General features: G+C 67.9%; 25 protein-coding genes and 4 tRNA genes. 16 read left to right on the forward strand and 13 right to left on the reverse strand.

Annotated elements, in window-relative coordinates; all coding sequences use genetic code 11:
* Nucleotides 1–5: 5 nt before the first annotated feature.
* On the reverse strand, nt 6–860 hold the full coding sequence (gene wzm / locus ACYR7D_RS07035; protein WP_459550060.1) for a galactan export ABC transporter permease subunit Wzm/RfbD: 855 nt from the start codon (nt 858–860) through the stop codon (nt 6–8).
* A gap of 205 nt (nt 861–1065) precedes the next feature.
* Entirely contained in the window at nt 1066–1653 is a 588-nt protein-coding gene (locus ACYR7D_RS07040; RefSeq protein ID WP_459548815.1) for a bacterial proteasome activator family protein, read from the reverse strand.
* 124 nt (nt 1654–1777) lie between these two features.
* Between ACYR7D_RS07040 and ACYR7D_RS07045 the strand changes: the two genes are divergently transcribed.
* A complete protein-coding gene (locus ACYR7D_RS07045) occupies nt 1778–2980 on the forward strand; it encodes a cysteine desulfurase-like protein (RefSeq protein ID WP_459548816.1) in 1203 nt (400 codons plus the stop codon).
* Nucleotides 2981–3008: 28 nt separating this feature from the next.
* Here ACYR7D_RS07045 and ACYR7D_RS07050 read toward each other — a convergent pair whose 3' ends face one another.
* The gene (locus tag ACYR7D_RS07050; protein ID WP_459548817.1) at nt 3009–4010 is read right to left on the reverse strand and encodes an NAD(P)H-quinone oxidoreductase; all 1002 of its coding nucleotides are present in this window, start codon (nt 4008–4010) and stop codon (nt 3009–3011) included.
* A 157-nt stretch (nt 4011–4167) separates the two neighbouring features.
* Between ACYR7D_RS07050 and ACYR7D_RS07055 the strand changes: the two genes are divergently transcribed.
* The 4 genes from ACYR7D_RS07055 (at nt 4168) to ACYR7D_RS07070 (ending at nt 6678) form a co-directional block, all read left to right on the forward strand.
* Entirely contained in the window at nt 4168–4536 is a 369-nt protein-coding gene (locus tag ACYR7D_RS07055; RefSeq protein ID WP_459548818.1) for a hypothetical protein, read from the forward strand.
* A gap of 100 nt (nt 4537–4636) precedes the next feature.
* Nucleotides 4637–5812, forward strand: coding sequence for a lactate 2-monooxygenase (locus ACYR7D_RS07060; RefSeq protein ID WP_459548819.1), 1176 nt, complete (start codon nt 4637–4639; stop codon nt 5810–5812).
* Nucleotides 5813–5878: 66 nt separating this feature from the next.
* Nucleotides 5879–5963 (forward strand) — tRNA-Ser (locus ACYR7D_RS07065).
* A gap of 100 nt (nt 5964–6063) precedes the next feature.
* Nucleotides 6064–6678: a putative glycolipid-binding domain-containing protein gene (locus ACYR7D_RS07070; protein WP_459548820.1), complete on the forward strand. Its 615-nt coding sequence runs from the start codon at nt 6064–6066 to the stop codon at nt 6676–6678.
* Between the two features lie 19 nt (nt 6679–6697).
* Here the strand turns inward: ACYR7D_RS07070 and ACYR7D_RS07075 are convergent, their stop codons facing one another.
* Complete coding sequence (locus ACYR7D_RS07075; protein WP_459548821.1) at nt 6698–7645, reverse strand: prephenate dehydrogenase; 948 nt, start codon at nt 7643–7645, stop codon at nt 6698–6700.
* Between the two features lie 58 nt (nt 7646–7703).
* Here ACYR7D_RS07075 and ACYR7D_RS07080 point away from each other — a divergent pair, with 58 nt between their 5' ends.
* The 3 genes from ACYR7D_RS07080 to ACYR7D_RS07090 all read left to right on the forward strand — a co-directional run bounded on the left by ACYR7D_RS07080 (nt 7704) and on the right by ACYR7D_RS07090 (nt 8937).
* Complete coding sequence (locus ACYR7D_RS07080) at nt 7704–8243, forward strand: tRNA adenosine deaminase-associated protein (protein WP_459548822.1); 540 nt, start codon at nt 7704–7706, stop codon at nt 8241–8243.
* Nucleotides 8244–8266: 23 nt separating this feature from the next.
* Nucleotides 8267–8701: a nucleoside deaminase gene (locus ACYR7D_RS07085; RefSeq protein ID WP_459550061.1), complete on the forward strand. Its 435-nt coding sequence runs from the start codon at nt 8267–8269 to the stop codon at nt 8699–8701.
* Nucleotides 8702–8849: 148 nt separating this feature from the next.
* Nucleotides 8850–8937: transfer RNA gene (locus ACYR7D_RS07090), tRNA-Ser, on the forward strand.
* Between the two features lie 140 nt (nt 8938–9077).
* Here ACYR7D_RS07090 and ACYR7D_RS07095 read toward each other — a convergent pair.
* Nucleotides 9078–9890, reverse strand: a complete 813-nt coding sequence (locus ACYR7D_RS07095; protein WP_459548823.1) for a ferredoxin reductase — start codon at nt 9888–9890, stop codon at nt 9078–9080.
* 220 nt (nt 9891–10110) lie between these two features.
* Here ACYR7D_RS07095 and ACYR7D_RS07100 point away from each other — a divergent pair, with 220 nt between their 5' ends.
* Nucleotides 10111–10716, forward strand: a complete 606-nt coding sequence (locus ACYR7D_RS07100; RefSeq protein WP_459548824.1) for a TetR/AcrR family transcriptional regulator — start codon at nt 10111–10113, stop codon at nt 10714–10716.
* On the opposite strand, the gene ACYR7D_RS07105 is transcribed toward ACYR7D_RS07100, so the two are convergent.
* Both ACYR7D_RS07105 and ACYR7D_RS07110 read right to left on the reverse strand, forming a co-directional pair.
* Nucleotides 10717–11043 carry a hypothetical protein gene (locus ACYR7D_RS07105; RefSeq protein ID WP_459548825.1) on the reverse strand — a complete coding sequence of 109 codons (327 nt, stop codon included), beginning with the start codon at nt 11041–11043 and terminating at the stop codon, nt 10717–10719.
* Complete coding sequence (locus ACYR7D_RS07110) at nt 11040–11327, reverse strand: hypothetical protein (RefSeq protein ID WP_459548826.1); 288 nt, start codon at nt 11325–11327, stop codon at nt 11040–11042. Before ACYR7D_RS07110 ends, ACYR7D_RS07105 begins: the two co-directional genes overlap by 4 nt.
* A gap of 245 nt (nt 11328–11572) precedes the next feature.
* Between ACYR7D_RS07110 and ACYR7D_RS07115 the strand changes: the two genes are divergently transcribed.
* Nucleotides 11573–12715: a helix-turn-helix domain-containing protein gene (locus tag ACYR7D_RS07115; protein ID WP_459548827.1), complete on the forward strand. Its 1143-nt coding sequence runs from the start codon at nt 11573–11575 to the stop codon at nt 12713–12715.
* A gap of 6 nt (nt 12716–12721) precedes the next feature.
* Here ACYR7D_RS07115 and ACYR7D_RS07120 read toward each other — a convergent pair whose 3' ends face one another.
* Nucleotides 12722–13099 (reverse strand): helix-turn-helix domain-containing protein, encoded by a 378-nt coding sequence (locus ACYR7D_RS07120; RefSeq protein WP_459548828.1) that lies wholly within the window; start codon nt 13097–13099, stop codon nt 12722–12724.
* Between the two features lie 561 nt (nt 13100–13660).
* Here ACYR7D_RS07120 and ACYR7D_RS07125 point away from each other — a divergent pair.
* Both ACYR7D_RS07125 and ACYR7D_RS07130 read left to right on the forward strand, forming a co-directional pair.
* Entirely contained in the window at nt 13661–13969 is a 309-nt protein-coding gene (locus tag ACYR7D_RS07125; RefSeq protein WP_459548829.1) for a PepSY domain-containing protein, read from the forward strand.
* Nucleotides 13970–14116: 147 nt separating this feature from the next.
* Nucleotides 14117–14740 (forward strand): hypothetical protein, encoded by a 624-nt coding sequence (locus tag ACYR7D_RS07130; RefSeq protein WP_459548830.1) that lies wholly within the window; start codon nt 14117–14119, stop codon nt 14738–14740.
* A gap of 201 nt (nt 14741–14941) precedes the next feature.
* Here the strand turns inward: ACYR7D_RS07130 and ACYR7D_RS07135 are convergent.
* The 3 genes from ACYR7D_RS07135 to ACYR7D_RS07145 form a co-directional block, all read right to left on the reverse strand.
* Nucleotides 14942–15014: transfer RNA gene (locus ACYR7D_RS07135), tRNA-Arg, on the reverse strand.
* 34 nt (nt 15015–15048) lie between these two features.
* Nucleotides 15049–15138, reverse strand: a tRNA-Ser gene (locus ACYR7D_RS07140).
* A 91-nt stretch (nt 15139–15229) separates the two neighbouring features.
* A complete protein-coding gene (locus tag ACYR7D_RS07145; RefSeq protein WP_459548831.1) occupies nt 15230–15970 on the reverse strand; it encodes a dienelactone hydrolase family protein in 741 nt (246 codons plus the stop codon).
* A 94-nt stretch (nt 15971–16064) separates the two neighbouring features.
* Between ACYR7D_RS07145 and hisC the strand changes: the two genes are divergently transcribed.
* A complete protein-coding gene (hisC, locus tag ACYR7D_RS07150) occupies nt 16065–17144 on the forward strand; it encodes a histidinol-phosphate transaminase (protein ID WP_459548832.1) in 1080 nt (359 codons plus the stop codon).
* A gap of 7 nt (nt 17145–17151) precedes the next feature.
* Here hisC and ACYR7D_RS07155 read toward each other — a convergent pair whose 3' ends face one another.
* Complete coding sequence (locus tag ACYR7D_RS07155) at nt 17152–18216, reverse strand: alpha/beta hydrolase (RefSeq protein WP_459548833.1); 1065 nt, start codon at nt 18214–18216, stop codon at nt 17152–17154.
* Between the two features lie 295 nt (nt 18217–18511).
* On the opposite strand from ACYR7D_RS07155, the gene ACYR7D_RS07160 reads away from it, so the two are divergent.
* The 3 genes from ACYR7D_RS07160 to ACYR7D_RS07170 all read left to right on the forward strand — a co-directional run bounded on the left by ACYR7D_RS07160 (nt 18512) and on the right by ACYR7D_RS07170 (nt 20842).
* Nucleotides 18512–19645 (forward strand): DNA cytosine methyltransferase, encoded by a 1134-nt coding sequence (locus ACYR7D_RS07160; protein WP_459550062.1) that lies wholly within the window; start codon nt 18512–18514, stop codon nt 19643–19645.
* The gene (locus tag ACYR7D_RS07165; RefSeq protein WP_459548834.1) at nt 19642–20055 is read left to right on the forward strand and encodes a very short patch repair endonuclease; all 414 of its coding nucleotides are present in this window, start codon (nt 19642–19644) and stop codon (nt 20053–20055) included. Before ACYR7D_RS07160 ends, ACYR7D_RS07165 begins: the two co-directional genes overlap by 4 nt.
* 67 nt (nt 20056–20122) lie before the next feature.
* The gene (locus ACYR7D_RS07170; RefSeq protein ID WP_459548835.1) at nt 20123–20842 is read left to right on the forward strand and encodes a maleylpyruvate isomerase family mycothiol-dependent enzyme; all 720 of its coding nucleotides are present in this window, start codon (nt 20123–20125) and stop codon (nt 20840–20842) included.
* A gap of 72 nt (nt 20843–20914) precedes the next feature.
* On the opposite strand, the gene ACYR7D_RS07175 is transcribed toward ACYR7D_RS07170, so the two are convergent.
* Nucleotides 20915–23302, reverse strand: coding sequence for an MMPL family transporter (locus ACYR7D_RS07175; RefSeq protein ID WP_459548836.1), 2388 nt, complete (start codon nt 23300–23302; stop codon nt 20915–20917).
* Nucleotides 23303–23454 lie beyond the last annotated feature (152 nt).

Consider the following 23454-nt stretch of genomic DNA (forward strand, 5'->3'; position numbering starts at 1 on the left):
GTCTCCTAGACCCAGTAGGGCACGCGCGAACGGAACTTCTTCATGGCGATCGCCGCGGCGATCCAGCCCACCACGGTGATACCGCCGACGATCGCCCAGTGGTACAGCTTCTGGTCGTCACCGAGCAGCGGCGCGCGCACGATCTCCAGGTAGTGGTAGGTGGGCACCACCTCGGCCAGCCGGGCCCGTTCGGCGACCTCGCCGCCCTGGTCCTGCAGGCTCTTGGTGTTCCACATCACCGGCGTGAGCACGAACAGCATCAGCGTCATACTGCCGAGGATCGGTGCGATATCCCGGTAGCGGGTGCTGAAGATGCCGAACAGTACCGAGACCCACATGGCGTTCAGGAACAGCAGGGCCAGCGCGGGCAGCGCGAAGATCGCGGTCCAGTGCAGATCGCGCCAGACGCCGAACAGCGCCAGTACCACCACGTAGATCAGCAGGTTGTGGGCGAAGAACAGCATCTGCCGCCAGATCAGCCGGTACACGTGCACGCTCAGCGCCGACGGTAGCTGTTTGATCAGCCCCTCGTTGGCGATGAACACATCCGCGCCCTCCAGGATCGAGGCGTTGATGACGTTCCACACGATCAGGCCGACCGCGACATAGGGCAGGTACTCGGTCAGCGGCTGGCCGAGCAGCGCCGCGTACAGGATGCCGATGGCGGTGGCCTGTACGCCGGTGGCGATGGTGATCCAGAACGGACCCAGCACCGAACGCCGGTAGCGCTGCTTGATGTCCTGCCAGCCGAGCGAAAGCCATAGTTCGCGCTGTCGGAAGCCCGCGCGGATATCGCGCCAAGCGCGGGCCCAGGACTGCGAATCGGACTCGATCGGAGCCGGGTCGGTCACCGTGGTGATATCGGTATCGGCTACCGGGGTCTGCTCGGAACTCACGGGCTTCTCATCTGCGGCGGAAGTGTCGTCGGGACGCACCGAGCTCTCGTCGGTGCTCTCCGCGGTTTCGGTTGTTACCAGGTCAGAGCGAGCGGAAGCTGCAGGCACGGTGCACGACACTACCCCGAGGGGGAGTCCCGGTACCGCCTGGCCATATACACCACCGCGTTCAGAGGTATTGTCCGGTGCCCCCGATCGACTGTCCGTGCTGGCCGCCGCGGGTCTCGGCCGTGTGGAGCGCGGGCGGCAGGGCGCCCTGGCGCATCTGCTCGAGCTGGGCCCGTGCGGCCATCTGCTGGGCGAACAGCGCGGTCTGGATACCGTGGAACAGCCCCTCCAGCCAGCCCACCAGCTGGGCCTGCGCGATACGCAGCTCCGCGTCGGAGGGAACGGCTTCCTCGCTGAACGGCAGGGCCAGGCGTTCCAGCTCCTCCCGCAGCTCCGGTGCCAGCCCCTGTTCCAGTTCCCGTACGGAGGATTTGTGGATCTCGGCCAGGCGGGTGCGGCTGGCATCGTCGAGCGGTGCCGCCCGCACCTCCTCCAGCAGCTGTTTGATCATGGTTCCGATCCGCATGACCTTGGCCGGCTGTTCGACCATATCGGCCAGCGATTCGGAGTTGTCGCGCTCCGGTGCGTCCGGTTCGGATTCCTCGCGACCCGGGTACGACGCGCCCGACGCGCCCGGGGGGAGCACCAGGGGGCGGCCCTCGGGACCGATCACGACAACGGGATCCGATGCGTCATCCGATTGCGTCATGGTCACCATCATGTCGTGTCCGCGCCGAACGCGCTAAAGCTGGTGGTGGTGATACGGGTTACCGACCGCGCAATGGGCTGGACCAGGGTTACCGGCTCGCGGCCTCTGGCTTAGAGTGACCTGCATGACTTACGACGTCGCGCGGGTCCGGGGACTCATCCCCTCCCTGGCCGACGGCTGGATCAACCTGGCTCCGCAGGCGGGCATGCTTGTTCCGGATTCGGTTTCGCGCGCGGTGTCGATCGGTTTCCGCTCGTCGTCCTCCTCCCATCTGGGCCGTCACGGCGCGGCCAAACGCAGTGCCGAGATCCTGCAGGAGGCCCGGGTGGCCGTCGCGGATCTCGTGGGCGCGGACCCCAGCGGGGTCGTCCTGGGGCCCGACCGTGCCGTACTGCTGGCCTGGCTCGCCGAATCGTTGAGTTCGCGGCTGGGGCTGGGCACCGGGATCGTGCTCTCCCGGCTGGACGACGAAGCGAATGTGGCGCCCTGGTTGCGTATCGCGAACCGGTACGGCGCGCATGTGCGCTGGGCCGAGGTGGAGATCGAGACCTGCGAGATGCCCTCCTGGCAATTCGAGGAACTCATCGGTCCCACCGCGCGCCTGGTGGCACTGACCGCGGCGTCCCCCATCGTGGGGTCGGCGCCCGCGGTGCGCGTAGCGGCGGAACGGGTCCACGAGGTCGGCGGGCTGCTGGTCGCCGACGCGGTCGGTGCCGCGCCCTACGCGCTGGTCGATATCGAGGACCTGAAGGCCGATGTGGTGGCGCTCAGCGGCCCCAGCTGGGGCGGCCCGCAGATCGGCGCCCTGGTGTTCCGCGATCCGGCCTTCCTGGACCGGATCCCGTCCATGGCGCTCAACCCGTATGCGAAGGGGCCCGAGCGGCTGGAGGTGGGCGGGCACCAGTACGCGCTGCTGGCCGGCCTCACCAACTCGATCGACTATCTGGCCGGTCTCGACGAACGGGCCGAGGGGACGCGGCGGGAGCGGTTGGAGATCTCGATCACCTCGCTGCAGGACTATCACGACCAGTTGTTCGAACATTTGATGTCCACCCTGGACAAGATCACCGGGCTCACCGTGATCGGCCGGGCGTCCACCCGTATTCCGACGGTCAGTTTCACGATCGAGGGTATGCAGGCGGAGAAGATCGCCGCCCAGTTGGCCGATAAGCGGATCAACGTGCTGGCCGGGACCCACGGTGGCAGCCGCTTGCTGGACGCGCTGGGCGTCAACGACGAGGGCGGCGCGGTGACGATCGGTCTCGCGCCGTACACCACCCGGCGCGAGATCGACCTGCTCGGCCGGGCGCTCACCGCGCTGAGCTAGCGCCGGCCGGGGCATCGCACCGGCCGGGTCAGTATTCGCCGACCCGCAGGATCACCTTGCCGAAGGTCTCGTGTTCGTCCAGCATCTCGTGGGCGCGCCCGGCCTCGCTCACCGGTACCTCGGCGTGGATCACCGGAACGATCGCGCCGGTCTCCAGCAGCGGCCACACGTCAGCGCGGACCGCGGCGATGATGTCGGCCTTGCTACCGCGCCCGGTGGCCGGGCGGTCCCGCAGTTTGATGGCGCGCACCGTTCCCCGTTTGGCCATGAGCGCGGCCAGGTCCAGTTCGGCGTTCACCCCGCCCTGCATCCCGATCACCAGTATCTGACCGTCCAGCGCCAGCGCCGCCACATTACGCCCGAGGTAGGCCGCGCCCATGTTGTCGAGGATGATGTCCGCGCCGGGGCCGCCCAGGCCCTGTTCGGCGCGGACCAGGTCCACGAAATCGTGTTCCCGGTAGTTGATCAGCACATCGGCCCCGAGTTCGGCGCAGCGCGCCAGTTTCGCCGCCGACCCCGCTGTCACCGCGACGCGGGCGCCCAGTTGCTTGGCCACCTGGATGGCGTGGGTACCGATACCGCTGCCGCCGCCGTGGACGAGCAGCAGCTGGCCGGAGTGCAGACCGGCGGTCATCACCAGGTTCGACCACACCGTCGCGGCTACCTCGGGAAGACCGGCCGCGGCGGCCAGGTCCAGGCCCTCCGGTACCGGCAGCAGCTGTCCGGCGGGCGCCACCACCTTCTCGGCGTAGCCACCGCCGGAAAGCAGGGCACACACCCGGTCGCCCACCAACCACTCGCGCACCCCTTCGCCGACGGCGGCGATCACCCCGGAGCATTCGAGGCCGGGAATGGGGGTGGTGCCCGGGGGCGGAGCGTAGTAGCCCCGCCGCTGCAGCAGATCGGCCCGGTTCACCCCGGCCGCCGCCACCTCGATCAGCACCTCACCGCGCCCCGGCACGGGGTCGGGCGCATCGGAGAACTCCATGACTTCGGGGCCGCCGAATGCCTTCAAGTTGATCGCGCGCACCGACCCATAGTGCACCACGAGGCGCCTCGGCGGCGTGACCGGAGAGATCTCGCCGATTCGGCCGTGGTCCGGTCCCGGCTTCCCCTCGATGGGAGGTTTGCCCGATTTATTTAGAGTCCTTTCGAAAGGTCCGGTGCCCAGCGCGGAAGGAGTTTCGATGGTGAACGTGAGTGGGCGCAAGCAGCGCGTTTCTCTTGTGGGGGCGGTGGTGGCCGCCCTCGCGGTCACGGGCGTATCGGTGACCGGGGCCGGCGCGGCGCATGCGGCACCGCCCGGGTTCGTGCACTGTTCGGCGGTACCGGTCGACAGCCGCGTAGAGGTGGAATGCACCAACACCGATGTGGGTGCGGCTACCGCCGGTATGGCCGGGTTGTGCACCAACCTGCGTGTCCTGTATCGGCACGCCGAGCGAATGCGTGGGGAATCCACGATCCGATGGGCCGAGGAATGCGGGCCCGGCGCGCATCCGATCCTGTGGAACGCCTGGGGCGAGACCGATTACCACAGGTCCCTGGACCGCGACTGACGCGACCGGAGCGGTCGGCCCTGCCACGGGAGGGGCCGCGGTCCCTCGAAATCGCCGAGGAGGGTGTCCCCGGCGCCGGACAGGGCTAGCGTGAGCGACTGTGAGCAGCTTCATAGACTTCCAGAACGAGATCTACCTCCAGGGAATCGGAGGTGTGGTACCCGAACTGCCGATGACAGCGGACGGTCTCGAGGAGCGTGCCGGAGAGTTGCTCGACGCCCGCGCGTTCGCCTACGTCGCGGGCAGCGCGTCCAGCGAGCGGACCGCCGTGGCCAACCGGTCCGCGTTCGACCGCTACCGGATCGTGCCCCGCATGCTCTGCGGCACCAGCGGGCCCGGTGGGCGCGATACCACGGTGGAGGTCCTCGGCACCACATTCGCCGCGCCCGTGCTGACGGCGCCCATCGGCGTGCTGGAGTTGCTGCACGAGAAGGGTGAGGTCGTGGTGGCCCGGGTGGCCCGGGAACTCGGGGTGGGCACCGTACTGTCCACCGCCTCGTCGTCCACCATCGAAGAGGTGGGCGAGGCGGCCGGAGACTGGTGGTATCAGCTGTACTGGCCCGCCGACGACGAACTCGCGCAGTCGTTCGTGCAGCGGGCGCAGCGGGCCGGCGCGAAAGCGATCGTGGTCACCGTCGACACGCCGTCCCTGGGGTGGCGTCCGCGTGATCTCGAACTCGGCCATCTGCCGTTCCTGCTGGGCAAGGGTATCGCCAACTACCTCTCCGACCCGGTCTTCCGGGCCAAGCTCTCCGCCGCGCCGGAGGAGAGCGAGGAAGCGATGCGGATGGCGATCCTCACCTGGGTGGGCCTGTTCGGCAACCACACTCTGCGCCCCGCCGACCTGGCCAAACTGCGCGAATGGACCGATCTGCCGATCGCGGTCAAAGGGATCCTGCATCCCGACGACGCCCGGCTGGTGGTCGACGCCGGGGCGGACGGTGTGCTGGTGAGCAATCACGGCGGCCGCCAGCTCGATAATTCCGTAGCCGCTCTCGACGCGCTGGGTCCGATCGTCTCGGCGGTCGGCGACCGGGCCGACGTGCTGTTCGATTCCGGTATCCGCACCGGCTCCGATGTCCTGGTGGCGCTGGCCCTCGGCGCCAAAGCGGTGTGCTACGGCCGCCCGTGGGCCTACGGGCTCGGGATCGCCGGTGGTGCGGGGGTGCGCCACGCGCTGCGCCTGCTGCTCGCCGATTTCGATTCCGCTATGGGTCTTTCCGGGTGTGCCGATCTCGCGGGGGTGAACCGTGATCTGCTCGCCGTGCCGCGCTGACCCCGGCTCCGCCGCCGCGGCCGGATTTCCGGCGCCGGTAGGGGCATCGGTTACCATCGAGGCCCTGGAGACGTGGCAGAGCGGCCGAATGCACTCGCCTTGAAAGCGAGAGTCGTGAGAGCGACCGGGGGTTCAAATCCCTCCGTCTCCGCTCCTTCCCGGCCCGGAGCACGGGGAACCACACCGCCGGACCGCGCGGCGCGACCGCCTGTATCAGCGCCCCCGGCGCCGGTGTTGCGTACGGTGGACACGTGACGCAATCGAGCGACGTGACCTCCGGACCGGGGGCGACGCCGGCAGCCGGGCGGTGGCCCGCTGTCCTCACCTGGCGCGCGCACGACGGCTCGCGGATGGAATCGGTTCGCGTAACGCTCAACGGCGACCGGATCCGCGCCAGCGGCCGCATCATCGGCTGCGGCTGTGGTGAACATCCGGCCTTCAGCGCCTCCTACGATCTGGTCACCGACGAGAACGGGGCCACCAGGCGGTTGTCGCTGAGCACCACCACCGCCGCGGGGGAACGGCACGCCTCGCTCGCCCGCGACGAGGAGAACTACTGGCTGGTCGATGCCACCGGTGCTCATATCAGGTCCACCTTCGGGGGCGCGCTGGACGCGGATGTGGTGCTCAGCCCGTTCTTCAACACCCTGCCGATCCGCCGGTTCGGCCTGCAGCACGCCATGGAGGATGTGCAGGTACCGGTGATCTACGTCGGCCTGCCCGATCTGACCGTGCAGGAGGCCGAACTCACCTACAGCAGCGCCGGCGACGGGATCAGCGTGCTCTCCCCGGTCTCCAGCGCCACGCTGACCGTGGATCCCGACGGTTTCGTACTCGACTACCCGGGCCTGGCGCAGCGGGTCTGAGACCGGGCGGTGCCCGCGGTCACAGGCGGGTGATCACTCCGCCCGCCCGTCCGGCCTCCTGCAGTTTCTCCAGCCAGCCCGCCGCGCCCGGTTCGATATCGGTGATCTCCCAGCGTGTAGCCGCTTCGTAGCGTCGGCGAGCGTTGTGCCCGGCCGTGGTCAGCCCGGCGAGTGAGGTCTCGGTGGCCAGTGCGGTGCGCGCCTCGGTCAACGCGGTGAGCGTTTCGTCCAGCACCGCCAGCAGTGCCTCGGAGTTCGGTTCACAGATCGCGCGCACCAGGTCGGGTGCGGTCGCGGCGACCCGGGTGCCGTCCCGGAAGGAGCCGGCCGCCAGGCCGAGCGCGAGATCCCCGCCTCGCGCCCCGGCCACCGCCAGCGCCTCGGCGAGTACATGCGGCAGATGCGAGATGCGGGCCACGGCGCGGTCGTGTTCCGAGGCGATCACCGGCACCACCACCGCGCCGCAGTCCACGGCCAGCCGCGCGACCCGTGTCCAGGTACGCGGATCGGTGCCGGTTTCCACGCCGACCGCCCAGGCGGCTCCCCGGAACAGGCCGGGATCGGTTGCCTGCCATCCCGATTCGGCGGTTCCCGCCATCGGGTGACCACCTACATAGCGTTCTTGCAGGCCGTAGCGCCGTACGGCCGCCGCGACAGGTGCTTTGACGCTCACCACGTCGGTAAGGGGGCACAACGGGGCGTGGGCGGCAACGGCGTCCAGCATCGGGTCGACCGCGGGCATCGGCACGGCCACCACGATCAGCGCATCGGTGTCGGCCGCGCGGCCCAGCGCGGCCGGGAGGTCGCCGGTGACATCGAAACCCGCGGTCCGGGCCGCCGCCACGCCCGGCGCCGAGCGGTTGTATCCCCATGCGGGGTAACCGGCCGCGGTCACCGCACGCAGCAGTGATCCGCCGATCAAACCCGTCCCGAGAACACAGAGCGCCTTATGGTCGTCAGCAGTCACCGGAACAGATTCGCATACGACTTCATCTAACCGCCTCGAGCCGACTACCGTTGCGCCCATGGCAGCACAGCGCTCGGGCACGAACAGGGCGGCGTCGGATGATTACGACGACGTCGAGGGGTTCGCGGTGGCCGTTGTACGAGAAGACGGTACCTGGCGGTGCAGCCCGCTGACCGCGGCCGCGCTCACCACTCTGTCCGCGGCGGAGAACGAACTCAGGGCTCTCCGCTCCTCGGGTGCGGTTTTCGGGCTCCTGGACGTCGACGACGAGTTCTTCATCGTGGTGCGGCCCGCGCCCAGCGGCACCCGGCTGCTGGTATCGGACGCCACCGCCGCGATCGATTACGACATCGCCGCCGATGTCCTGGAGGAACTGCACGTCGAGATCCCCGATATCGACCCCGACGAGCTCGACGATATCGAGCCGTGGGAAGAGGGCGATCTCGGTATCCTGGCCGATCTGGGCCTACCGGAACCCGTGCTCAGCGTGATCCTCGCGGAAACCGACCTCTACCCGGACGAGCAGCTCACGATGATCGCTCAGCGGCTCGGTTTCGCCACCGAGTTCTCAGCGGTACTCGACAAACTGCCCAAGTGAGCGGCACGCTCTCCGATACCGATATGGTGCGCGCGGCCCTCGCCGCGGCGGGTCTGGCCGATCCGCGGGATGTGCCGGTCGGGGCGGTGGTCTTCGACGGCGCGGGCCGGGAGCTGGCTCGCGCCGCCAATGCCCGTGAGGCCACCGGCGACCCCACGGCCCACGCCGAGGTCCTGGCCCTGCGACGGGCCGCGGAAGTGCACGGCGACGGCTGGCGGCTCACCGGCACCACCCTCGCGGTGACCTTGGAACCGTGCACGATGTGCGCGGGTGCCCTGGTCGCGGCGCGGGTGGAGCGGTTGCTGTTCGGTGCGTGGGAGCCCAAAACGGGGGCGGTGGGTTCGCTCTGGGATGTGGTCCGGGACCGCCGGCTCAACCATCGGCCGCAGGTGCGCGGGGGAATCCTGGAGGCGGAGTGCGCGGCGGTGCTGGACGATTTCTTCCGTTCCCAGCGCTGAGCGTATGAGCCGCCGGTGGGCCGTCTCTCCGTTCCGTGGATGGGCGAGATCCGGGTCGCGGTTCGGCCGCCACGGCGGCGTTGGCCGGAAAATCGCAGGTCCGGGCCCCGATTTAGGGATACGCGTTCGGTCCGGTATTGTTGCGGGCGGTGGCGTGTCCGAGCGGCCTAAGGAGCACGCCTCGAAAGCGTGTGAGGGGTAACCCCCCTCCGAGGGTTCAAATCCCTCCGCCACCGCTTCCGCCCTTCACCTGATATCGGGTGAAGGGCTTTTTCCTGTCAGGGGTGGTTCGATCCGGTACGACCGGTTCTTCCCGTGACCGCCGGAGACGAATGGGGACAACTCGCCGGTACCGGGCGGCGGGGGCCGGAGAAGATCAGGATGCCGACCGCAGCGAGGCGTTCGGTCTCGGATGAGCAGCGGCGGTTCGCGCCGGTTGGAAGCGCTCCATGTACAGCGAACCCGTCGGGTTGGCTTTCGGCATCGCCTGTATCGCGGCGTCCTGCATCGGCCGGGGACCGCATACGTACACGGCGGCACCGGGATTCGAATATCCGATGAGCTCTTCCATATCCGGTGTGCCGAACTCGTCGTCGGGCCGGATCCAGGCGTCGGGGACGCGGTCGAGGAACGGCATGGAATCGCGGCAGCGGCCGGTGTAGACGAGGGTGCCGCGCCGCCCCGCCGCCTGCGCCATGGGCAGGAGGGAGGTGATGCCCATTCCGCCCGCGATGAACAGGTATTCCGGCGCGTCGACGAACGGGAAGGTGTGCCGGGGGCCGTGGACCCGCAATACGTCACCGCTGCGCAGGTTTTCGTGGATTTCGATCGAGCCTCCGTTGCCGTGCGGCATGAGCCGGACGGCGATCCGGTAGGCGGACCGGTCCCGCGGCTCCCCGCACAGCGAGTACTGCCGCTGCCGCCCCGACGGCAGGAAGATATCCAGGTGAGCACCCGGGAGCCAAGCCGGTAACGGGTCCCCGTCGGGATCCACCAGTACCACCGAGACCACGCCGTCGGCTTCCCGCTGAATGGCGGCGACCACGAGGCTGCGATTGAAACCGCTGGGCCACATCGTTTTCGGGCGCGGCACGAAAGCGGGCGGACGGTGGGCGACGAATATCGACCGGCAGGCATCCACCGCCGCGCCGATCATTTGCAAACCGCGTACCGGTACCTGGGTGCCCATCAGCTGTTTCCCCATAGCCGGGCCGGACGACACACCAGAAAGTAACAAGCGGCTGCTTGGCTGGTCTGCACCATTCGGCGAATCTACACGGCAACATTATTAATAGCAATGTTGCAATATTGCGAGTGCCGCTTTGTATTCGCTCAACTGTCCGACGGTGTGTCCGGCGTGAGTGCCCGATAGGTGTTTGTGCCGAAGCGGTACTTGCTAGCGTTGACTCATGTCCGCCGCGTACCCATCGTCACCCGGACTGCAGGATGGTATCGAGGCTCGCATTCTGGACGCGGCGTTGATCAGATTCAGCGAGTTCGGCGTCAAGAAAACGACCATCGAAGACATCGCCAGGCAGGCCGGGGTCGACCGAGTCACCGTCTACCGCCGCGTCGGCTCCCGCGACGACGTGGTGCAGGCGGTGGTGAGCCGGGAGGTCGCCGCCGTCCTCACCGAGGTCGATGCCATCTCCACCCGCCACGACAACCTCGCCGACCTGATCGCCGACATTTTCGTGACCGTGATCACACGATGGCGGGATCACATCCTCGTGAAACGCATGCTCATGGTGGAACCGGAACGGATCCTGGAAAAGCTCACCGTGGAGGGCGGCCCGGTCTTCGCCATGTCGGTCGCGGCCGCCCACACCGCCCTGTGCCGCGCCGCCGACGCCGGACTCCTGGCCGAACCCGCCGACCTTTTGACCCGCGCCGAAGTGGCGTGCCGGCTGCTGCACTCCTACATCCTCTGCCCCTCGGGCCTGATCCCCCTGGACTCCGACGAACAACTCGACGAATTCGCCCGCACCTACGTGGTTCCGATCATCACCGGCTGATCACGGGCCCCCGCTCGGGAACGTAGGGAACGGGATGCGTTCGACAATGCCGGTCGAGGTCACCAGCTCGGCGAGCGCGGTAACCGCGTACCAGGACCGGTCGTCACGCACCTCCTGACACGTCATCCGGGGGAGCACCACCACATCGGCATCGTGCTCGAGCACATGCTGGACCGCGATCAGCGCCCCGAGCTTCCCGGTCGAGTCGGTGACGACGGTGTACACGACCACGAGCCTGTGGGCCTCTACCAGATGCTCGAAATCCGAACCGCGCCCACCGCTGCGGTGTATGACGATCGCCCGCCTGCCCGGCGGCGATGCGGTCACGGCCGCACCCCCGCCGCGTATTCCGCCGCCATCTCGTAGCGCGGGCAGCGATGCGGGGCATGCACGGCCATCACCTGATGCGCGTGCGCGTATCCGCGGAGGGGGTCCCGGGAACGGCAATGAGGTGTGGGATAATCGGGTATCGCACGTATTCCTGCGGCCACCCGTTTCAGGAACGAGATATCGGTGGCTTGGTGGTCGTCCTGCCAGAGGTCCCTGGCCAACGCGATGGCCTGGTTGTGGATCGACCCTCTGACGGGGAGTGGTGGTCGCTCCTCATGCATGGGTTACCTCGATGTCTCATAGGCGATTCGGTTGCTTCGACGTGCCACCCGATGCCGCCGCAAGGGATGCCGGAATCAGGTGCGTTTCGAAAAGTAAGTCCTTCCAACAAGGTTGAGGTAACACGCCTTGTGTTACTTGTTTGCAGAATTCTCGGTAGTCTCGAATGAGCAGGGGCACAGCAGAGGATGTCGGAGCTATGGACACGAGCATCGGCGCGCGAATCAAGCACTTTCGCGGCAAATCAATGACCCAAACCCAGCTGGCCGATTCGGCCGAAGTGCACCCTTCCCTGATCCGGCAGCTCGAGCAGGGCAAGCGGCAGGGCGCCAGTATCGCGAGCCTGCACAAGATCGCCAAGGCGCTCGATGTCGATATAGCCGATCTGGTGGGTAAGCGGTACGGCATCCCATCCGAAGATCCGGATGCCGGTGTTGTCGCGATCCGCCGGGCATTGAACTCGGTGGACGACCTGATGGAGGACGGCCCCGAACGAGCACCGGTCACTCTGCACGAGGCGCAGCGGGCGGTGGACTACGCGTGGGGCGCCTACTGGAACGGCCGGTACGAGACGCTGACCACGGTACTTCCGCCGGGGCTGGCACAACTGCGAGCCACCGCACATACTGCGAGCAGCGCTGATATCGCTCCCGCCCATGAACTGCTGGCCCGCATGTATTGGGTTACCGGCTGCACACTGGTGCATCTCGGGCAGGCCGATCCGGCATTCACGGCGATTCGATCCGCGTTGACTGCGGCCGAGCGCGGCAACGATCCGCTTCTCTCCGCGACATTACGTGGCTCGGTGGCATGGCAACTGCTGGTTCAGGGACGCTACGAAGAGTCACACAAAGTGGCGCTGAAGGCGGCGGCATCGGTGGAGCCGGTGGGCAACGTATCGGAGGAGCACTTGGCCGTGTACGGGTCGCTCGTACTGCAGGGCGCGACCGCCGCCGGTCGGCAGCAGCGGGCTCGGGACGCGCTGGACATCGCCGCCGCCGCGCAAGAAGTGGCGTCTCGGTTGCCCGGCGATACGAAGCATTACGAGTGCAATTTCGGACCGTCCCAAGTGGTGATGCAATCCGTCGATGTGAACGTCTCCTCGGAGCGATACCCCGAGGCGATCGAAGCGGCGAAGGCAATGCCAGGTGGCGGGGCAGGCCTTACGCGGGTGAGCCAAGCCCGCCATCTGCTCGATCAGGCAGCCGCGCTCACCCGTGTAGGGCAGCATCAGCGTGCCCTGGACCTGCTGCTCACCGCCGAGCGGATCGGCGGCCGCGATTGGGTGCGATACCAAACACTGCTGAAGCAGGTTGTCAGGGACCTACGTGAGAAGGAACGCCGGCACAGCGCGTTACGAGCCCTGGCCGAACGTGCCGGGGTGGAGTAGTCGGAATCATCCCGCCGGGTTGTGGCCGGCCTCGGCGGGAGGGGCCTCGTGGGCCCGGCGCAGTTCCGTGTTGAGCTGCTGGGCTTCGGTGAGTTGGTCTTCGAGGGTGATGATGCGGCACGCGGCGTCCAGGGCCGTGCCCTGATCGACCAGTTCCCGGACCCGGGCCGCGATACGTAGTTGGTGTCGCGAATAGCGCCGGTGCCCACCGGCGGAGCGTTGCGGGCTCAGCAACTCGGCCGCGTCGAGGGTGCGCAGAAAGGCCTGGGTGACGCCGAGCGCCGCCGCGGCGCTACCCATGCTGTAGGCGGGGTAATGCTCGTCATCGAGATTGCCGGTATGGCCGGGGGAATTGTCTGCCGATTCGGGTCGAGCCTGTTCCATGTACACCTTGTCCGGGAAACGTGAGTCGGCCCCCGGTGCTGTGCACCGGGGGCCCGAAAGGGTCTACTTCACAAGCCGTATCCGATGATCGGCTCCATGCTTTCGCGCCTCGGATAGAGCAGGGCGCGAGGATTCCTTCAGCGTGACTGTCGATCACCTCCTGTGAATCCGGTGGCAGCGACCCCGACGCCTACGAGCCGCGTCGATGCCGGGCGCCGCCGGTTACCCATTTTGTCGCCCCCTTCGGGCGCCGTACTTGCCGCGCCCGAAGGGGTGGTCATCACTGCCTCGTTCTTCCGGGAAGTTCCTCTTCTACCCGGCTACCAGGACTTTTACTCTGTTCAGCAGAAATATATAACACTCAAATGGGAATGTCTACAGTCACCGATGCAGATTTTTCCCTACGTCAGATGCAGGTCGGTGCCGGCGCGAAGAAGAGTGCATACCGGTCGGCGAAGGGGGTAGTTACTCGTCGAAGTAAGCCCTGAACAGCACCGATATCGGATTCCCGCGGGCTCCGACAGGCGTGGGACCGAGCACCTGACACGGAGGAGGCTTTCTATGGCGCTCACTATCGGTCGATCCGGCGGCGCGCTGCGCCGCCTGGCGGCGGGTACGGCACTGGCGGCGATCCTGGTCGGCGGCGGCGGTGCCTCGGCGCTCGCCCAGCCGGCGCCCAGCGATGAGGAGTCACTGGAGGCGGCGCGGCGGGTCCTGCTGGGAGCCACCGTGCAGTCCTTCGAGGTCGACACCTCGAACGGCACGCCCGAACTGGAAGTGGATGTCCGCAGCCGCGACGGTGCCGAGTACGAGGTGACGGTCGATATGAGCACCGCCACGGTGTTGTCGGTCGAGCGGGACGAAGACTGACCCCCGGCAGTCCGCTCAGGCAGCGGCTGCCATCCCGCACGAGCTCCGGGCCCCTACCGGCTGCAGCCGGTAGGGGCCCGGGAACATGCGCCCCGAAGGCGATTCGAAACGTCTTCCCGGGGATATGGTTCGACGTACATTCCCACCGTGAACTGGATGGAGTTGGTTGCGGCCGCCATGTGGCCGACCGTTGCGTTGGTGGCTGTATTCGCCTTCAGGGGGCCGGTTTCACGGATATTTCAGCGTCCGCCGTCGGAACTGGAGCTGAATGCGGGGCCTGTCGGCGGACGGGTGATATGGGATACGGCGGTCGACGAGGCGCTCGAAACGCTCGACGGCTCGGAAGAGACCGCACCTGCGCGAGTGGAAAGCGATGCCGAGGGCCGGGCGAACAATTTTCCGGAAAGCCCTCCTCCTGCGGCGTTGCCGTTACGCCTACGTGCGGCGGCACGTCTTGCGCCGGCCGGCGCCATCGCTGAGGCGTGGATGATAGTCGACTCGGAGGTGGACAAGTTCGCCGCTGAGTGGACAGCGGAATCGCTTTCGGACGAACGACGGTCTGTTCGACGGAGGATCTCGCTCGAATCGGCGATCGCCGGCAAGAAGCTCGCGGAATGGACGCCGTTGATGCTCAAGAGTCTTCGTGAGCTCAGGAACATCGCAGTTCATCAGCGATCGGTTACTTCCGACGAAGCCTTCGAGTTTCTGAGCATGGCGGATCTGGTCGTCAACGAGTTGCGCCGAGCGGCCGACCCGCAGAGCCCACGATGAGCGCGTTTCGACATCACGCGCGTGGCAGTTTGAAGCGCATAGGTCCGGCCCTGTGGAGGGCGTTCTTGCCCGGACGGAATGTCCTGTCGCCGGTCGCTCTTCTCGCGCGGCGGGCTTTCGGCCGGTGGCGGCATCGGACGCCCTTGCCGTCTCGAACAAACTTCGGGCCCTACCGGCTGCAGCCGGTAGGGCCCGAGAATGTGCGCCCGAAGGGATTCGAACCCCTAACCTTCTGATCCGTAGTCAGATGCTCTATCCGTTGAGCTACGGGCGCGTAGCTATTCAGTTGTCGCCCGGTGAACCGGGCGTGGCGGAGGCGAGAGGATTTGAACCTCCGGTCCCCGTGAAGGGACAACTCATTAGCAGTGAGTCCCATTCGGCCGCTCTGGCACGCCTCCTGGAGCCTTCTGGTCGAGGCACCGGTCCTTTCGAACCGCCGAGCAGAAAGGCTACCGGAGGTTGGGGTAGAACTGCAAAACGGCTGGTCAATCAGCGTAGATGGCTGTCGAACCAGTCGAATATCCGGGTTTGTGAGTCGATGAACTCCTCCGCTTCGTCGTCTTCGGCGCCCGGATGGTCGGCGCGGTGCAGCAGACCGGGGTAGGTCACGACGAGGCTCGCGGTGGCCGCCCGGGCGGCGGCGTCGCGGAGTTGGTCGATCTCGTCGAGGGAGATGCCGGGTTCGGCGCCGAACAGGCCCAGCCAAGGGGCCTGTAGGCGTGGGGCGGCCGAGACCAGCGCCTCGGCCTGTTCGGTGAGGGGAGCGGCGATCCCGGTGGCGGATACGCTCACCGCGGCGCCGACCGGCCGATCGGTGGCCACCAGGAAGGCCGCGGTGCCGGCGGTGTCGAAACCGAGCACGCCGATACAGTCCGGGAACACGCCGCGGCGGATGAGCCAGTCGAAGCAGGCGTCGAAATCCTCGAAGAGTTCGTCGCCGAACACTCCCATCGAGGATGCGGTGGCCCGGTGGAAGAGGTAGGGCGCCACCACCAGCCAGCCCTCGCCCGCGAGCGCGTGCATCAGTTTCAGCAACGATCCGGTGAACTCGCGGGACTCGTGCAGCAGCACGATCCCGCCGCGCGCGTAGCCGTCCGGCTCGACCACCGTTATGGGCACATGGTCGGTGGCTTCCGGGCTGGTGACAGCTCCCGCCGGGGGCTGCTCGGGTCCGTTCGCTTCCGTGTCGTGACGCCTCAGGAGCGCCTTATCGTCATAAGTGCCCGGCATGTTCCCAGCGTAGGGCGATATTCGCGGAGCCGGAAGAACCTGCAGGTGAACAGCCCGAACGTGGCGGGATCGAGATCGGAACTAAGCTCGATGCGTGACCGCGCACATCCGGCCGGACCTCGATTCCATTCCGGCGTACGTTCCCGGCCGCAGCCGTCCCGGCGCGGTCAAGCTGGCGAGCAACGAGACCACCTTCGGTCCGTTGCCGGCCGCGAGCAAGGCCATCGCCGAGGAGGTGGAACTCGCCAGCCGCTACCCCGACAACGGCTCCGGCGAACTACGAGCGGCCCTCGCGGAGTTCCTCGGGGTGACCCCGGACCGTATCGCCGTCGGCTGCGGGAGCGTGGCGCTGTGTCAGGAGCTGGTGCAGATCACCTGCTCCGCCCCTACCGACGAGGTGCTCTTCGCATGGCGGTCCTTCGAGGCGTACCCGATCATCACCCAGGTCGGTAACGCGACCGCGGTGACCGTGCCGCTGACCGATCATGTGCACGATCTGGACGCGCTCGCCGCCGCGATCACCGAGCGGACCCGGTTGGTGTTCGTCTGCAACCCGAACAATCCGACCGGTACCGCGGTCGGCCGGGCGGAGCTGGAACGTTTCCTGGACCGGATGCCCGGCGATGTCCTGGTCGCATTGGACGAGGCGTACTACGAGTATCTGCGGCTGACGCCCGAGGATCGGCCGGACGGGGTGGAGCTGGCCCGTTCCCGGCCGAACGTCGTCGTTCTGCGGACGTTCTCGAAGGCCTACGGACTGGCCGGGCTGCGGGTGGGGTACGCGGTGGGCGCGCCCGAGGTGATCGCGGCGCTGCTCAAGGTGCACATCCCGTTCAGCGTCAGCCGGGTGGCGCAGGCCGCGGCGCTCGCCTCGCTGGAAGCGCGGGACGAATTGCTGGATCGCACCGAGACGGTGATCGCCGAACGTGAACGGATGCGCTCCGCGCTGCTGGCCGCCGGGTACCGGGTGCCGCCGAGCGAAGCGAACTTCCTGTGGATAGCTCTCGGCCCGGTCACCACCGAATTCGCGGAGGCGAGCGCGGAGGCGGGCGTGCTGATCCGGCCGTTCGCGGGTGAAGGGGTGCGGGTCACCGCCGGTGACCCGCACGAGAACGATCTGTTCCTGGAATTCGCCACCGCTGCGGAAACCGCGCGTCGCTTCGCCGGGTCGTGAAACGGGTTCAGCCGATCCCGAGCCCACCGGCGATGGTGGGCCAGGAGGCCACCAGTTCGTCGGCCCAGTACGGCCACGAATGGGTGCCGGTGGGGCGGAAGTGGGCGGTGTAGGGGATACCGAGGGTGTCCAGCCGCTGGGTCAGGCGTCGGGTGCAGAAGTCGGTGGCGGCCTCCAGCGGGCCGCCGACGACGACGCTCGTCGGGGTTTCGGGGTCGCTCAGTACATCGTGGACGCCGGGATGCCCGCTACCCACCGAGAGGTACAGCGCCTTACCGCGCAGCGCCGCCGCGTGCAGGGTCACGTCGTGGGCGAGCCAGGCCGGATCGTCGGGCGGGCCGAACATGTTCTCCGGATCGCCTTTGTAGGTGGAGACGACCACCCGTGCCTGGGCCTGGCCGAGATCGGTTCCGGTGGAGAAGCAGCCGCTGTGCGCGCCCACGGCCGAATAGAGGTGAGGTTTGCGGATCGCCAGCATCATGGCCGCTTCGGCGCCCATGGAGGTGCCGACCACGGCGTTGCGGCCGTTACCGTCGAAGCGGGCATCCAGTAGCGGCGGCAGTTCCTCGGTGAGGAAGGTTTCCCATTTGTTGACGCCGAGGACCGGGTCGGGGCGCTGCCAGTCGGTGTAGAAACTGGCGGGGCCACCGACGGTGAACACCACGTTCACCGGTTTGTCGGCGTAGAACTCGGCGGCGCGGCCGCGATCCAGCCAGTTGTTGCTGTCGGGCTGGGTACTGCGCCCGTCGAGCATGTAGATGGTGGGCCGGGGTGCGCTGCGGTCCGCGGGCAGCAGTACCAGCACCTGAACGGTGCGGTGCATGGCGGGAGAATCGACGAAGACCCGGAGCAGCCGGTCGTCGACCGGCTCGACGCCGACGATCGCGGCCCGCGGCGCCGGAACCGGTTCGGCTTGTTCGACGGGGCCGGGATCCTCGGCAGAACCGGTATCGGGCCGGGCGGGCGCGGTATGCCATTTCCCCGGCGCCGCCTCGGCGACGAGGGGTAGGGCGGCACCGGATAGGACGACGGCGCCCGAGATCACCGTGGCCAGGCCGACGCGATATCTCATGGCGCCCATATTGCCAGACCGGCAGGTTTGCCCCGACAGCCGAAAACTGGCTGGGAGAAAAGCTTTGACCCGCTGCTCGATAGGGCCGGCGCCGAGCGGGTATCGGATCGCCGAGTTCGGTGCTCCCCATCGCTACGTTGTGGTACCGGTCACTTGCCGGGGCGCGGGACCGGCTACGGTGGGAATGCCGGGTGGCCGGAGGTGGCGCCGACCTCGTCGGCCCGGGAAACACGCGGGGTAACCTCCTTCTCCGGAGCCGGACCGGATGAGAGAGGACCTCGTGACGCGCGCGCGGATGGTTGGGCTTTTCGCCGGAATCGGTGGGCTGGAGCTCGGACTGTCGGAACACGGCTGGTGCACATCGCTGCTGTGCGAGATAGATCCCGGTGCGCAGGCGGTGCTGGCGGCGCATTTCCCCGAAGCCGAACTGCACGCCGATATCACCCGGCTGCGTGCGCTCCCACCGGATACCGAACTGGTCGCCGCGGGTTTCCCCTGCCAGGACCTCTCGCAGGCGGGACGTACCGCCGGGATCACCGGAAGCCGGTCGGGCCTGGTCGATCACGTGTTCCGGCTCGTCCGGCGTAAACGGGGCCCGCGCTGGCTGCTGATCGAGAACGTTCCCTTCATGTTGCAGCTGGGGCGCGGGGCGGCCATGCGGCATATCACCGCGGCGCTGGAGGAACTCGGCTACACCTGGGCCTACCGGGTGGTGGACGCCCGCGCTTTCGGTCTGCCGCAGCGGCGCAACCGGGTCCTCATGCTGGCCTCGCGCACCGAAGATCCGCGTACGGTGCTGTTCGCCGACGACGCCGGCCCCCGGCTGCTGGGTTCCCCCGACGACGACCCCTGCGGTTTCTACTGGACCGAGGGGGTGCGGGGCCTGGGCTGGGTGGTGAATGCCGTGCCCACGCTCAAAGGCGGGTCCGGAGTGGGGATCGCCAGCCCTCCGGCGGTGCGGTTGCCCTCCGGGGAGATCGTCACCCCCGGGATCACCGATGGCGAGCGGCTGCAGGGTTTCACCCCGGGCTGGACCGAACCCGCGCTCACCGCACCCGGTTTCCGGGCCGGGCAGCGCTGGAAACTCGTCGGCAACGCCGTGAGCGTGCGGATGGCGTCCTGGGTGGGATCCCGGCTCCGTAACCCGGCCGAGCCGATACCGGGGCATATCTCGTTGCCGCCCGGCAGTCCTTGGCCGGGTGCGGCCTGGGGGGCCGCCGGTCAGGTGTTCGAAGTTCCGCTCTCGCCCTGGCCCGTTCACCACCCGTACGAGGATCTGCGTTTCTTCCTCACCGACACCCGTTTGCTCTCGGCCCGTGCCACGGCGGGTTTTCTGCGCCGCACGGAGATGGGCAGACTCCGGTTCCCGGCCGGTTTCCTCGACGATGTGCAGGCACATCTGGACCGGATGGGCGGCTGGGCGGCATGAGCGGCCGCCGCCCGTCCACCGACCCCGCGACCAGTGCGCGGATGTCGCGGCAGCGGCGGGCGCATACCGCGCCGGAGCTGGCCCTGCGCCGGGAACTGCACCGGCGCGGCCTGCGGTACTTCGTGGACCGGGCACCGATCCGCGGGCAGCGCAGGCGCGCGGATCTGGTGTTCCCGCGCCGCCGGATCGCGGTATACGTCGACGGCTGCTTCTGGCATCGCTGTCCCGAGCATGCCACCGACCCGAAGAACAACGCCGGATGGTGGGCGGAGAAACTGGCGGGCAATGTCGCTCGGGACCGCGCGACCGACGCCACGCTGATCGCCGCGGGCTGGCAGGTCATCCGGATCTGGGAGCACGAGGATCCGGTAGCGGCCGCCGACCGGGTGCAGGCCGCGCTGAACCGCTGATCCGGGCCCCGGCCACTGTGCCCGGAACCGCTGGGGGAGCGCCGGTTCGCGGAAGTAGGGTCGGTCCGTGTCCAGCGAACTCATCGAACTGCTCAATGTGCGGATGCGAGCCGTCACCGACGCGACCACCGAACTGCTCGCCACCGTGGAAACCCTCGACGATGCGGCACTCGCCGCGCCGTCCGCGCTGCCGGGCTGGACCCGCGGCCATGTTCTGACGCATCTGTGCCGTAATGCCGACAGCCTGGTGAATTTGCTGCTCTGGGCGCATACCGGGGTGGAGACCCCGCAGTACGCCAGTGCGGCGTTGCGGGATTCCGATATCGAATCGGGTGCGCCGCGACCGCTCGCCGAGCAGCGTGCCGACCTCGCGGAATCCGCGAACCGGCTCACCGGGATGGCCGGGGTGCTCTCCGCCGAGCAGTGGCAGGTGGAGGTCCGGACCAGGCAGGGGACGCCGATCGAGGCGAACCGGATCCCGTGGATGCGGTTGCAGGAGGTGCTGATCCATCATGTCGATCTCGCCGCCGGCTACACCCCGGCCCGGTGGCCCGCCGGTTTCGTAGCGGAACTGCTCGGTGAGGCCGCCGCGGACCTGGGGCGTCGGCAGAAGGCGGGTTCCTTCGAAATCCGCGCCGCGGATACCGGTTTCACCGCCGTGCTCGGGCCGGGGGAACCAGATCGGGTGATCGAGGCACCGGCCGCGGCGCTGCTGGCATGGCTGCTCGGCCGCGGCGCGGACGAATCCCTGCCGGCGTCGCTGCCGGAACTCCCGGCCTGGCGCTGACCGCCGGGCCCGGAAAGCGAACCGGCCGGCGTCCCGTATGGGGACGCCGGCCGGTTCGGGATCGCGGATCGATCAGACGCCGACGGTCGCCGACTCGGCGGCCACGGATTCCTCCCGCTGCTGCGGAGTCCGCAGTTTGGTGCCCTCGACGTCGATATCCGGCAGGATGCGGTCCAGCCAGGCCGGCATCCACCAGGCCCATTTACCCAGCAGCACCAGCAGCGACGGAATCAGCACCATGCGCACCAGGAAGGCGTCGAAGAACACTCCGGCGGCCAGCGCGAAGCCCATGGACTTCGAAGTGATATCGGGCGAGAGCATGAAACCGCCGAACACCGAGATCATGATGATCGCCGCCGCGGCCACCACGCGCGCGCCGTGGTGGTAGCCGTCGACCATCGCCTGCTTCGGCTCCTTGCCGTGCACGTATTCCTCGCGCATCCGGGTCACCAGGAACACCTGGTAGTCCATGGCGAGGCCGAAGACCAGCCCGATGAGCATGATGGGCAGGAAGCTGATGATCGGGTGGGTGTCGTCGACCAGGCCGAAGGCGCCCTCCTGGAAGATCAGTACGGTGACGCCGAAGGTCGCGGCCATCGACAGCAGGAAGCCGAGCGCGGCGGTCAGCGGTACCAGGATCGACCGGAACACCAGCAGCAGCAGCACGAACGCGGCCACCGCCACGATGGCCAGGTACGGGATGATGCTGGTCAGCAGCACGCCGTTCACATCCGCGTAGATGGCGGTCTGGCCGGTGATGCCGTACTCCATACCGAAACGGTCCTGCAGCGCGGCCTCGGCATCCCGGGCCTGTGCGACCAGATCCTGGGTTTCGGCGCTGTTCGGGCCGGAATCGGGTACCACCTGGAACAGCGCGGCCTGCCCGTCCTCGCTGGGCTGCGCGACGCTCAGGTAGTCCACACCTTCGTAACCGGCCAGTTGGTCGCGCAGTGCGGTCAGGGCCGCGTCGCGCTGCTCCTGCGGGGTATCGGAGAGATCCACCGCCACCACCAGCGTGCCGTTACGGCCCTCGCCGAAGCCCTCGGTCTGCAGTTCGTAGGCCTTACGGACCGAGGAGTCCTCGGGCATGCTGTCGCCGCCGGGCAGTCCCAGGTTCAGCTGGGTGGCGGGGGCGGCGAGCGCGCCCAGTACGACGGCGCTGGCGATCAACGTCAGTACCGGTACCCGGGCGATGATCCGGGCGAAACGCATTCCGTTGGTGACCGAAGCGTCGTCCTCGGGATCGTGCCGGGCCACCAGCGGCAATTTGGGTTTGAACAGGTATTTGCCGAGCGCGCCGAGCAGCGCGGGCATCAGGGTGATGGCGGCGAGTACCGCGAATCCGGCGGCGATGGCGCCACCGATACCCATGAGGGTGAGGAAGTCGATACCCACCACGGAAAGACCGAGCAGCGCGATCACCACCGTGAGGCCCGCGAACACCACGGCCGAACCGGCGGTGCCCACCGCGATACCGGCGGCCTCCTCCGGCGAATCCTGTACCACCAGTTCGTGCTTGTACCGGGAGACGATGAACAGTGCGTAGTCGATGGACAGCGCCAGGCCGATCATCGACGCCAGAATGGGGGTGAAGGTCGGCACCTCGGTCAGCGAGGTGCCGGTCAGGATGAGCGCACCGGCGCAGGCCACGCCGACGATCCCGGTGACGATGGGGACGAACGCGGCGACGATCGCGCCGAAGGCGACGATCATGACGACCAGCGCTACTCCGATACCGATCATCTCGGCCTGCCCGGATTCGGGCTGGGTCTGGGCGATGGCGCCGGTGAGTTCGACGGTCAGGCCCGCGTTACGGCCTTCCTGCGCGATCGCCTCGGCCGCCGCCCGGTGCTCGGGGGTGATATCCGAGAACGTCGGCATCGTGAACTTCACATCGAGTACGGCGACGGTCTTCGGCCGTTCTTCGTTCAGCACATTGAGCGGTGCGCCGCCGCACAGTCCCTTGAACTCCGGCGAGCCCTGCCCGTCGAGGCAGTTCGGCTCCGGCATGGGGGGTGCCTCACCGGGTCGCAGGGCGGCCATGGCCCGGGCCTGTTCCCGGGCGGCCTCCTGGCTCGCCGGCATCATGGCGGTGGCGGTGACGGGATTGACGACCTGTTCCGTGTGATCGATGATGTCGAGCTCGTTGAGCCGCTGGACCAGCGCGTCGAGCGCGGTCGTATTGGGCTCGTCCGCCAGGGTGCCGTTCTTCGCGGCGACCACGTACTGGCCGGTGATGGCATCGATACTGAACATCGAGGCCATCTGCGGCATATGTTCCTCGAGGATGGCGGTGGCCCGTTCCGACGGTAGGCCCGGCATCTCGAAGCTGTCCTGGAAGGGTTTGGAAAGTGTCGCGGCGGCCCCGCCGAGCAGGACCAGTATCAGCGCCCAGACGGGCAGCACTATCCATTTCCGGCGGAAAGCGAACTTTCCCCATCTGTACAGGAATACGGACACGAGGGATTTCTCCTAGCGAGGCCGGGACGGCGGGGTCGTATGTGCTGTGACGAGCTGACGGCCGACGTCGCTTTGCGGGCCCGGCTGCGCGGGCGGGATAGTTCTCGGTGCCCGGAGCTGTATGGACCCTGCCTACACGGGGGACGCCATGT

The organism is Nocardia sp. X0981 (assembly GCF_977089955.1).

What these genes read in the sequence shown, in the direction of transcription:
- ACYR7D_RS07095 (WP_459548823.1), bottom strand. Translation starts at nt 9,890, where the DNA reads ATGGGCACCCAGGTACCGGTACGCGGTTTGCAAATGATCGGCGCGGCG.
- ACYR7D_RS07155 (WP_459548833.1), bottom strand. Translation starts at nt 18,216, where the DNA reads ATGAGATATCGCGTCGGCCTGGCCACGGTGATCTCGGGCGCCGTCGTC.
- ACYR7D_RS07040 (WP_459548815.1), bottom strand. Translation starts at nt 1,653, where the DNA reads ATGACGCAATCGGATGACGCATCGGATCCCGTTGTCGTGATCGGTCCC.
- ACYR7D_RS07080 (WP_459548822.1), top strand. Translation starts at nt 7,704, where the DNA reads ATGGCAGCACAGCGCTCGGGCACGAACAGGGCGGCGTCGGATGATTAC.
- ACYR7D_RS07120 (WP_459548828.1), bottom strand. Translation starts at nt 13,099, where the DNA reads ATGGAACAGGCTCGACCCGAATCGGCAGACAATTCCCCCGGCCATACC.
- ACYR7D_RS07100 (WP_459548824.1), top strand. Translation starts at nt 10,111, where the DNA reads ATGTCCGCCGCGTACCCATCGTCACCCGGACTGCAGGATGGTATCGAG.
- ACYR7D_RS07165 (WP_459548834.1), top strand. Translation starts at nt 19,642, where the DNA reads ATGAGCGGCCGCCGCCCGTCCACCGACCCCGCGACCAGTGCGCGGATG.
- ACYR7D_RS07045 (WP_459548816.1), top strand. Translation starts at nt 1,778, where the DNA reads ATGACTTACGACGTCGCGCGGGTCCGGGGACTCATCCCCTCCCTGGCC.
- ACYR7D_RS07085 (WP_459550061.1), top strand. Translation starts at nt 8,267, where the DNA reads ATGGTGCGCGCGGCCCTCGCCGCGGCGGGTCTGGCCGATCCGCGGGAT.
- ACYR7D_RS07160 (WP_459550062.1), top strand. Translation starts at nt 18,512, where the DNA reads ATGGTTGGGCTTTTCGCCGGAATCGGTGGGCTGGAGCTCGGACTGTCG.
- ACYR7D_RS07110 (WP_459548826.1), bottom strand. Translation starts at nt 11,327, where the DNA reads ATGCATGAGGAGCGACCACCACTCCCCGTCAGAGGGTCGATCCACAAC.
- ACYR7D_RS07145 (WP_459548831.1), bottom strand. Translation starts at nt 15,970, where the DNA reads ATGCCGGGCACTTATGACGATAAGGCGCTCCTGAGGCGTCACGACACG.
- ACYR7D_RS07115 (WP_459548827.1), top strand. Translation starts at nt 11,573, where the DNA reads ATGACCCAAACCCAGCTGGCCGATTCGGCCGAAGTGCACCCTTCCCTG.
- ACYR7D_RS07125 (WP_459548829.1), top strand. Translation starts at nt 13,661, where the DNA reads ATGGCGCTCACTATCGGTCGATCCGGCGGCGCGCTGCGCCGCCTGGCG.
- ACYR7D_RS07055 (WP_459548818.1), top strand. Translation starts at nt 4,168, where the DNA reads ATGGTGAACGTGAGTGGGCGCAAGCAGCGCGTTTCTCTTGTGGGGGCG.